At 32.0% G+C, this 9,308-nt stretch carries 7 protein-coding genes and 2 pseudogenes; all 9 read right to left on the bottom strand.

Annotated elements, in window-relative coordinates:
- Positions 1-121: 121 nt before the first annotated feature.
- A pseudogene (locus D1606_RS17475) lies at positions 122-457 on the bottom strand (winged helix-turn-helix transcriptional regulator); the annotation flags it as partial.
- Between the two features lie 154 nt (positions 458-611).
- Positions 612-761 carry a YvrJ family protein gene (locus tag D1606_RS17470; RefSeq protein WP_119417298.1) on the bottom strand — a complete coding sequence of 50 codons (150 nt, stop codon included), beginning with the start codon at positions 759-761 and terminating at the stop codon, positions 612-614.
- Positions 762-827: 66 nt separating this feature from the next.
- Positions 828-1,079, bottom strand: coding sequence for a helix-turn-helix domain-containing protein (locus D1606_RS17465; RefSeq protein ID WP_119417297.1), 252 nt, complete (start codon positions 1,077-1,079; stop codon positions 828-830).
- 23 nt (positions 1,080-1,102) lie between these two features.
- Positions 1,103-1,699 carry a sigma-70 family RNA polymerase sigma factor gene (locus D1606_RS17460; RefSeq protein ID WP_158582427.1) on the bottom strand — a complete coding sequence of 199 codons (597 nt, stop codon included), beginning with the start codon at positions 1,697-1,699 and terminating at the stop codon, positions 1,103-1,105.
- Between the two features lie 588 nt (positions 1,700-2,287).
- Entirely contained in the window at positions 2,288-3,754 is a 1,467-nt protein-coding gene (locus tag D1606_RS17455) for a class I adenylate-forming enzyme family protein (protein ID WP_119417295.1), read from the bottom strand.
- Positions 3,755-3,764: 10 nt separating this feature from the next.
- Positions 3,765-4,505, bottom strand: coding sequence for a 3-oxoacyl-ACP reductase FabG (fabG, locus tag D1606_RS17450; protein ID WP_119417294.1), 741 nt, complete (start codon positions 4,503-4,505; stop codon positions 3,765-3,767).
- A gap of 12 nt (positions 4,506-4,517) precedes the next feature.
- Positions 4,518-5,414 carry an intracellular short-chain-length polyhydroxyalkanoate depolymerase gene (gene phaZ / locus D1606_RS17445; RefSeq protein ID WP_119417293.1) on the bottom strand — a complete coding sequence of 299 codons (897 nt, stop codon included), beginning with the start codon at positions 5,412-5,414 and terminating at the stop codon, positions 4,518-4,520.
- 1 nt (position 5,415) lies between these two features.
- A pseudogene (locus tag D1606_RS17440) lies at positions 5,416-5,761 on the bottom strand (3-oxoacyl-[acyl-carrier-protein] synthase III C-terminal domain-containing protein); the annotation flags it as partial.
- A 90-nt stretch (positions 5,762-5,851) separates the two neighbouring features.
- Positions 5,852-9,052, bottom strand: coding sequence for a BTAD domain-containing putative transcriptional regulator (locus D1606_RS17435; protein ID WP_158582426.1), 3,201 nt, complete (start codon positions 9,050-9,052; stop codon positions 5,852-5,854).
- Between the last annotated feature and the right edge of the window lie 256 nt (positions 9,053-9,308).

Below are 9,308 nucleotides of genomic sequence, written 5' to 3'. Positions count from 1 at the left end.
TATATTATATTTTTATTTCTATACGACAGTTCCTATTATCTATTTTCAATATGATTTTGATAATTCCTTTATAGATTAAAATTTTGTAAGAAAACAACTGTTTGGAATTTCTTTTGTATTTTTACTTAGAGATTGTTTCACACTTACATTTCTCAATAGCGATCGTATCTCCATACAATTCCTCAATTCGTTTTTCTCCCCAATCATACATCATCTGCACAATCGGTAAGATACTCTTTCCAACTGCAGTCATAAAATAGGTTACTTTTGGTGGAGTATCTTGCGTAACATGGCGATCAATAATGCCGTCTTCTTGTAGCTCTTTTAATTGTTTTGATAATACCCGGTGAGATATTTTAGGAAATAGTTTTTGGAGTTCATGAAAGCGATGTGGTCCTTCAACACCAAGGTGCTAAATAATTACAACTTTATACTTTCCACTGAAGCACTTGTTCGTCGCTTAACAAAATAATTAAATTATAAGATAAGTAGTTAGTTGAGAATTTATCTCTCCTAACTGCTTTCATTTATCACAACTCATTTTGAATTTTTATGCCATTAAAAATACCTTAAAAGCATCAATGAATTGAGCTTTTAAGGTATTTATAAAGTTACCCCTTTGATTTCGTTAGATCCAAAATGACTTCTTCTAATTTTTCGAATTTTTTTTCAAATCGTAGGAATAGATAAATCGTTATGGCAATCGGAAAACCGAAATTTCCCAAAATACTTACCCATAGCGGAAATTCTGTTGGTGTCATGGTCTCACCTCATTTCTCAAGTTTATTTTTATATAAAGTAGAAAAATAACTACATTTTTTGAATTATCAGTCTTTTTTATTGTAGAAGTTTTTTTGTTTATCGTAAAATTCCCAAAATCCATCTAACTTTTCGACGTCATATTTTTTAATAATAGTTACTAGCTTTAGTTGGAGCTCTTGATCCAAATCAGATCTATATTGAAATCTAGTCTGTTTCAAGGTTTTATTTATCTTTGGTTTGAAAGCATTTAATATCTTTACTACTGCCTTACTGTCATTTTTAGATTTAACAGCCAATTGATATAAAGTTTCTACCATTCATTCTCCCCCTTTATCGATTATTAAAAAATACAATTTTCAGGCGATATATTCAATTCTTTTCTTATTCTTTTTAACGCTTTATTGCGGGACTTTGAAATTGTTTGTTGGGATTTTTTTAAATATTGAGCAGTTTCCGAATCTGTTAATCCTTTAATATAGACAAGGTAAAGAATATTTCTTTGATTAGGTGTTAATCGCTTTACAGCCTTGTATATATTTGAATCAGTTATATAATCTAAAATATTGTCCGATTTCAATTCAAAATCTTCGTGATAGATTGTCATGTCTTTGATAGATATATCTGACTCTTCTTTTACAGGTTGGTCTAAAGTGGTAGGAAATCGATAATTCAAGAGGCGCATTTTTTTATCTAAGTTAATCGCATGATAGTAAATTGTAGAAGAAATATAGGCCGTAAAACGAATATTAAAGTAAAATCCACGAAAGGCTCGGTCTAGTTCTTCCTTATTATGGTAAGTTGGATTGCATATAGACTGCCTCAGTAAGTTATAATTCGACTTGTTTGACAAGAAATCCTTGATAACAGGATTATTTAAAAAATCTTGGTTCTCCTGGATAAAAACATGAAATTTACTGCAATCATTTTTTTTAACCAACTTAATACCCCCTTTTATAAAGTGAACTTCACGCAGTGTAAACCTTATCATCACTGTGTCATAGTTGAACCTATCGGGCGCATGGAGTTGATCTCCACTTATCTTTTTCCATTTTAATTGATCCATGATGTAGTGATTTCGCCCGTTAATGCGGGATTTTTCAAATCTATTGCTTGTACATCCTCTTGAAGATAATTCAAAAACATCAAATTTTTAATATCAAATAAATTTTATATAGCTATAAATAACCTATAAACAAAATTGATTTTTATCTTTATTTTTAATCCTTTTGTATCACATATTTGTTTTTTTATAATCTTTTACTAATTAAAAGAACCATTTACAATAAAAATAACAACCACATTTCAAATAATTGTAACTTCCTTTATTAACATTTTAGTAATTTTTTTCTAAAACATGCAAGAAAAATGAATGTTTTTGTTCTAATTTTGATAAATGCATGTAATTACCTATAAATATTGATTTTTTACACACTAAAATAAAAACCACAATGGATATTTTACCTTCCACTGTGGTTTCAATTTTATAATATTAACATGTTGAAAATAATCTTTCTTTCTGTTTCTATCACGTATTCATAAGCAATCTCTTCTTATCAATCTTGCCAACATGAGTTTTTGGTAGTGCTGCTACAAAAAAGATTCGTCGCGGAATTTTATAACCTCCAAGAAAATTTCTGCAATGTTCTTGTATTTCTTCGATATTATTAAAGTTATTTTTTCCTACAATAAAAGCTGTTACAACTTCTCCCCAGTGTAGATCAGGCGTACCTACTACAGCTACTTCCAAGACTTTTGGGTGTGTAATAATACACTGTTCTACTTCTTGCGGATAAACATTTTCTCCACCTGTAATAATCATCTCTTTTATCCGTCCAATAATGTAAATATCACCATCTCGATCTTGTTTGGCCAGGTCTCCAGTACGAAGCCATCCATTCTTTTTAACTTTCGCTGTTTCTTCCTGGTTTTTCCAATACTCAGTAAATACGTGATTTCCACTTATAAAAAGTTCACCTATCTCATCGACTTCACATTCTTTTCCTTCTGAATCTAGTATTTTAATTTGATTGAATTGCATGGCTTTACCAACTGATCCTCTTTTTTTCGCTGCTACTTCAGGATGAATGACAAAATTATTAGGTCCTGCTTCTGTTAATCCGTACCCTTCTTTAAAGCTTAATCCTTTTTGTTGGAAAGCGTTATAAATCGTCAGAGGACAAGGTGAACCACCCGATAAAAAGACTTTAACTGTTGGAAAAGTTGTACGTTGAAAATCCTCTGTTTTAATAATGGCCTGATACATAGTTGGGACAAATAGTGAAATAGTTGTTTTGTATTTATTTAGTGCTTTGACAGCTTCTTGAGGATTAAACTTTTTTCCAACAACTACCGTACCACCTACCATTAAGATTGGAATGGACAATGCATTTAGTCCCCCGGTATGAAACAAAGGCATATAATTTAATGTACAATCATCACTACTTAGATTCCAACTGATGATTGTATTAAAAGCATTCCAATTTACTGCTTTATAAGATATTACGACACCTTTAGGTTTGCCGGTAGTACCACCAGTATATATTAACAACCAAGCATCTTCGGAATTATTCCCATTGTTATCTATATTATTTTTTCCTATGGGGAGTTCTTCATTAATTGGGTGTGCCTTTATATGTGAATTTCTGCTTACAATTGAGATGAATCGGTCTTCATATATTAGTAAGGTTGGGGTGCAATCTTCTAATATATAGTTCAATTCAGCTTCACTTAATCGCCAATTGAGCGGGACATAAATATAACCTCCAATCCCACATGCAAAAAGAATAGCAAATAAATCAATTCGATTTTCAGCGATTACGGCTACTCTATCATTTTTTTGCAAGCCCATAGTTTTAAAAAATGCTAACCATTTATAAATTTCATCAGAAAGAAGCTGATAAGTCCAACTTCTCTCTGAATCAATATCGATTAATGCTATTTTATTTGGCATAATTGCAGTTCTTTTTAATATCCACGAATGCTCGGTTCCCATTTTTTCACCCCTACATCATAATTCCACCATCCACTTGTAATACATGCCCTGTAATGTAGTTAGACTCATCAGAAGCTAAAAATAAATAGGCATTGGCTATATCATCTGGAATGCCCAATCGATTTAAAGAAACAATTGATTCCATATGATTGAGGACTTTTTCTGGCATTTTTTCGACCATAGGCGTTCTAGTGAATCCTGGTGCAACTGCATTAACGTTGATTCCTTTTCTACCAAGTTCTTTTGCCCAGGTTTTGGTCATTCCAACAACAGCTGCTTTTGTCGCCGCATAATTGGTTTGACCGATATTACCATATACTCCACTAACTGAAGATGTATTAATTATTTTTCCGTATCCATTTGCAATCATTGAAGGAACAACAGCTTGCGTACAATTGAAGACACCTTTTAAATTGACATCAATCACTTGATCAAATTGTTCTGCTGTCATTTTCCAAAGCATAGCATCATTTGTAATACCTGCATTATTAACTAGAATATCAATCTTGTTAAATTCTTTAAGAATTTCTGATACTACATTCGTTATGCTCTCTTTATCTGCAACATTTATTTGGTAAAAGGAAACTTTTAGATTTTCTTTTAATAACTCTTCTTCAACTTTTTTCCCTGCATCTGAATTATAATCTGCAATAATTACTGTTGCACCTTCATTTGCAAACCGTTTTACTGCTGCTAAACCAATCCCACTAGCACCACCTGTAATAATTGCCACTTTGTCTTGTAAACGCATTGTGATTCCCCCTTATATAAAATGTTCAACCGCTTCAACAAGTTGAGGTAAATCATCAATCAACGCTGAATGACCACAATTACTTAGTTTTACAACCTGCGCTCTCCCCTCAAAATCTTCAATAATCTCATTTGTCATACTTTCTCCTACCACATAATCTCGTTCACCATACAGAATGAGCGTCGGTATTTGAATTTTCGCTACCTCATTGTGGCCTATACTTACTTCGTTATCGACAGCGCTGATATTAAAAGTATTTAATGCATAATACACATCAGCAAGATTACGCTGTGTTAACATATCATCTATATAAGCTTCATATTGTTCTTGTGTTGGTTGGTTATGCGTGTAGATTAATGCATTCCATACCGCTTTTAACCCATCTCTATTCTTTGTATCGTATAACCATTGCATCGCTAACGTTTTACCTTTGTCATTTTCCACCTCTTCCAACGTTAATAGCCTCTTCGAATAATTCGGTGTACCGTCTAGGTTTGTATCAAAAAATGCATACCCTCTTGTGGAAGCTGATGCTAATAATATTAGTCTTTGGCATAGTCCTGGATAATCCGCGCAAAATTGCATAGCTACTGCTCCACCAGTTGACCATCCCATTAATGAGAAATTCTTTAAACCTAAAGCTTCAATCCATAACTTTAGATCATCGCTGAAGTCTTTAATATGTTGAATTCGTTGATGATACGATGATTGACCAAATCCTCTTAAATCTGGCGCATAGACGGTAAATCGTTTATCTAATTTTTCAATAAGGACATCCCAATGTTTTGAAGATGTCATATTACCATGCACTAAAATAAGTATTTCTTCACCACCGGATTTTTCACGATATGCAATTGTTTCTCCATTTGATAAATTTATTTTTTTCAATGTTTCTTGTTGATTTGTCATATCAATACCACCTTTCACGGCCCCACCGAATTGTCACTGCACCCCATACATAGCCTATTCCAGCGCTTACAAATGTGATAATGTCTCCATTTTTAATTTTGCCTTCTTCTAATGCAAGATCTAGTGATAATATTTGATCTATTTGTCCGATATGACATAATATGACGATAGATCGATTGTGTTTCTTTTAGCTCCAATGCTTGTCGAACATAAACATGAGCTGATTTTTTCATATGCAGCTTTGCTAAATAAGATAATTTTGATTCGTCATAACCACTTTTCTGCAGTGAACGTCTGATTACTTTTAAAAAATTATCTAGCGATTTTTGTTCAAGTCCGGCTTTTATTAAAACGCTTTCATATTTGTGGTTTTATCATAAAGGTTGTAAGTTACAAATGGGTTACAAAACAAAATGACCTAACGATTATTCGAGAGGTCATTTTAATATCATGTCATACATTTGGACGGTTGTTTCCATTGGTTCAATATTCAATTCTTTCTTTAATATTCTTTCACATTTTTCAAACCATTTTACTGCTTGTGCACGATTATGTAATTGATAATAACCGTACATTATTAGTCGATACGCTTCTTCCCAAGTATTATCCATTTTCAGCAAATGCTCTGCCCAATAAATTGTTTTGTTAAATTCCTTTAATCGAACAAAATTTTGTGCCACTCTCTCCACAGCTTCCATATAAAGTTGCTTTGCTTCTTCTCTAAAATTTTGAACCCAGTATAAATAAGGTTTATCTGCGATTAATTCTCCTGTATATAATTGAATACCACGCATTAACCATTCATTTGAAAATGTCGGATTCATTTCTTCTATTCCATAATGAATAAATTCCTTAAAAGAAATGTAATCACTCGTTATACAGTGTTCTGTAACTAGTTTATACATCGATTGTTTCCGAATAATATAGGCACTTTCTGAGCGAGGCAATCGATTAGGTTCCAATACTTTAAGCAATGCATTATAAACAACTTTAAAGTCTCTAAGGCTTGCCTGATCTGTTGTTTTTGGCCATAACGCATTGACAATTTCTTCTTTTGAAACAAATCTTGAATGATTCATATATAGATAAAGAAATAATTCTTTCGCTTTCTCTCGTTGCCATGATTTTTCATCTATTTCATGATTATCTCGAAAAATCGTTACTTTTCCCAGCAATTGAATCTTATACACATATGTAGGAACAGCCTGACTAGTGTCTACTTCTAATAATTCATACACCTTTATCATAAGAGGTGCAGAAGTATCAGTATCTTGGAGCCTTTTCCAATGGTCAACCATTTTCCACCATACTAAACTTTGCACTGGTCCAAAAATATGTTGTGCTGTTATAAAAAATTCATATTTTTGTTCCATCAAAATAGAGATGCAATCTTTAAAAGTATTCAAAAAGACTTGATCATCTTTTTCTAAATAAGCAATATAGGCAGACCAAAAATTAACGATTATGATACCAAAATAGTCTGCATCCGAAAATTTTCCCTTCGCAAGTGAAATGGCCTTTTTAGCTTCTTTCAATTGTCCATGCTCGACATATATAATTGTTAAGGCTGTATAAAGTAATGCTGAAACCCAATGATCATGAACTCTCTCCGTTTCTTCTAACCCTAATTCCGCAAACATGATACCATCTTCGAAATGGTATTGCCTACTTTTAACGATTGCTAAACCCATATAAGATTCTGCCTTTGCACGATTCACTTGCAAATTATCCATGATTTCAATAGACTTCAAGTAATATTTTTCTGCATCTAAAACATTATATGGATTTAATACAAGTAAAGTATGACCTTTTCGTAGATAAGCTATTGATAGATGGTATTGTGAAAACTGATTGTCTTTTTTAATAATACTTTTATTAGCAATTTCTAATGCGCCTTTATTTTCACCTAATAGAGTTAAGATAAATGAATAGAGTACATCTGTTTCTCGATATGCATCCAATCGTACACCACTCGAATCTAAACGAGTTTCTATTAACTTTTTTGCTTGCTGAAATTTCCCTTGTCGAAGCAATATTCTTACATCTAAATTTCCATGCAGTAATATTTCAGTTGAAAGTCCAACTTCTTCAATCCATTGTTCTGCTTCGAACGGTTTTCCCAAATTGACTAGATTCTCAGCGTATTGTTTTTGTATAAATTGTAATTGTTCTTTTTCAATTTGTGTATGTTCCGCCAAATCTAATGCTTCTTGTAAATAACCTTCTGCAAGCGATGGCTGAATTGTATCTAAATAGATATGTGCTAATCCTATTTTTGCCCTTAACATAAGTTCAAAATTTCTATGCCTTTTTGCGAATTCCAGACATTTCTCATAGGCGGTGCGTGCTTTTTTATACTGTGCTCGAAATCTTTGGCTTTCACCTACAAAATAGTAGAGTTGAAAATTTTGAACCATAGTATCCTTTGATAACTCTCGAATTTTCTCAATCAACCAATCATATTTTCCTTCTTCTAAAAATTGACTAGCAAACCTGATGATTGTCTTAGCAATGATATCTTCGTTTTTTGTTTTCATAGCGTGATAAACAGCTTGAATTGCATTTTGTTTCTTCGTAAAGAAAATAGTAGCGTTGTAATGTAATCTATTAAATTCATCTATATTCTGTTCCATCATTTTCAGTTCCAAAAATTGTTGAAAAAGTACATGGTATCGAAATTCGCTATACCCGCTTAGAGGCTGTATAAACGAATGCTTTTTAACAAGTTTGGTAAGAACCTCTGAAAAATCCTTTCCATAGAATTCTTCAATTACTTTATGAGAAAATGTTTCGAAAATACTAAACTTTAAAGTTGCTTCCTTTTCAAATTCTTCAAGGGATTCAAATACTTCATCTGATAAATAATGAAATATATCACTAGTTTTTGGGCTCTGTAATTTATCAATAGATTTTTCTAAATTATTTGTTTGAGTAGCTAAAAAAAGAATGGCAATCGCCCAACCATCCGTAGCCTTGGATATTTGTTTCACTTGTTCTTCCGTAATAGATTGTTCAAAATAATCTTCAAAAAACACCTGAATTTCTTCTGTTGAAAAAACAAAATCCACTTCTACACATTCTACAAGTTGATTGGTCAATCTTAGGTTTCGTAAACAATTCCATGAGGGATAAATTCTTGATGATACAATGAGATGGACATTTGATGGTAAATGGAGAATAAGTTTTTCCATAATAAAATGAATTTGATATATATGATCTACTAAATAATAATCATCCAGTACGACAAAGAACTGCTCTCGAATTTTGCAAAACTCATTTGCAAACATAATATAGAGTTTGTTTAATTCCTCCGTTTTAGGAACTGTAGATAACTGATCCCAACCTTTCATCTGATCTCCAAAAGATGGGATCACACGTCTTACACTATAAAACAAATGACGCAAAAAAGGTAAAATATCATCATCATCTGCCGTTACTTGATACCATGAATAAGCAATTGATTGATCAGCTAAAAATTGTGCTAATGCAGAACTTTTACCAAATCCAGCTCCACTATGTAATATGGTGAGTTTAGCATTATGGCTATTTGAAAGTTTTTTCATCACTCTTGCTCTTCTCATATAATGCGCTGCTGGTTCAGGTGGAATCAGTTTAGATAACAATATATTTTCGTCCATAATAGATCCCCTTTGCATTTATACATTAGTATATATTCATTAATTTGAAATTCGATATACTATGAAACATTTAATACTTTATACATTAACATTTCAATATTCAGATTAGATATCCTCTAACTATTTGAAAATGATTCGAAATTCATTTTCAGCTTTTACTATATGCAAATTTATATATATAAATGTTTAAATATTCACGATATCCCTCTGGGAGAATCATTTATTCATTTTTTGGACAAAAAAAGATATACCCTAT

The sequence above is a fragment of the Rummeliibacillus sp. POC4 genome, assembly GCF_003576525.1.
In the GTDB taxonomy this organism is placed as follows: Bacteria; Bacillota; Bacilli; order Bacillales_A; family Planococcaceae; genus Rummeliibacillus.
This window is presented reverse-complemented; position numbering and strand designations above follow the sequence as displayed.

Excerpts from the sequence above, each read along its gene's own strand:
- D1606_RS17470 (WP_119417298.1), bottom strand. The coding sequence starts at position 761 with ATGACACCAACAGAATTTCCGCTATGGGTAAGTATTTTGGGAAATTTC.
- D1606_RS17465 (WP_119417297.1), bottom strand. The coding sequence starts at position 1,079 with ATGGTAGAAACTTTATATCAATTGGCTGTTAAATCTAAAAATGACAGT.
- D1606_RS17455 (WP_119417295.1), bottom strand. The coding sequence starts at position 3,754 with ATGGGAACCGAGCATTCGTGGATATTAAAAAGAACTGCAATTATGCCA.
- fabG (WP_119417294.1), bottom strand. The coding sequence starts at position 4,505 with ATGCGTTTACAAGACAAAGTGGCAATTATTACAGGTGGTGCTAGTGGG.
- phaZ (WP_119417293.1), bottom strand. The coding sequence starts at position 5,414 with ATGACAAATCAACAAGAAACATTGAAAAAAATAAATTTATCAAATGGA.
- D1606_RS17435 (WP_158582426.1), bottom strand. The coding sequence starts at position 9,052 with ATGGACGAAAATATATTGTTATCTAAACTGATTCCACCTGAACCAGCA.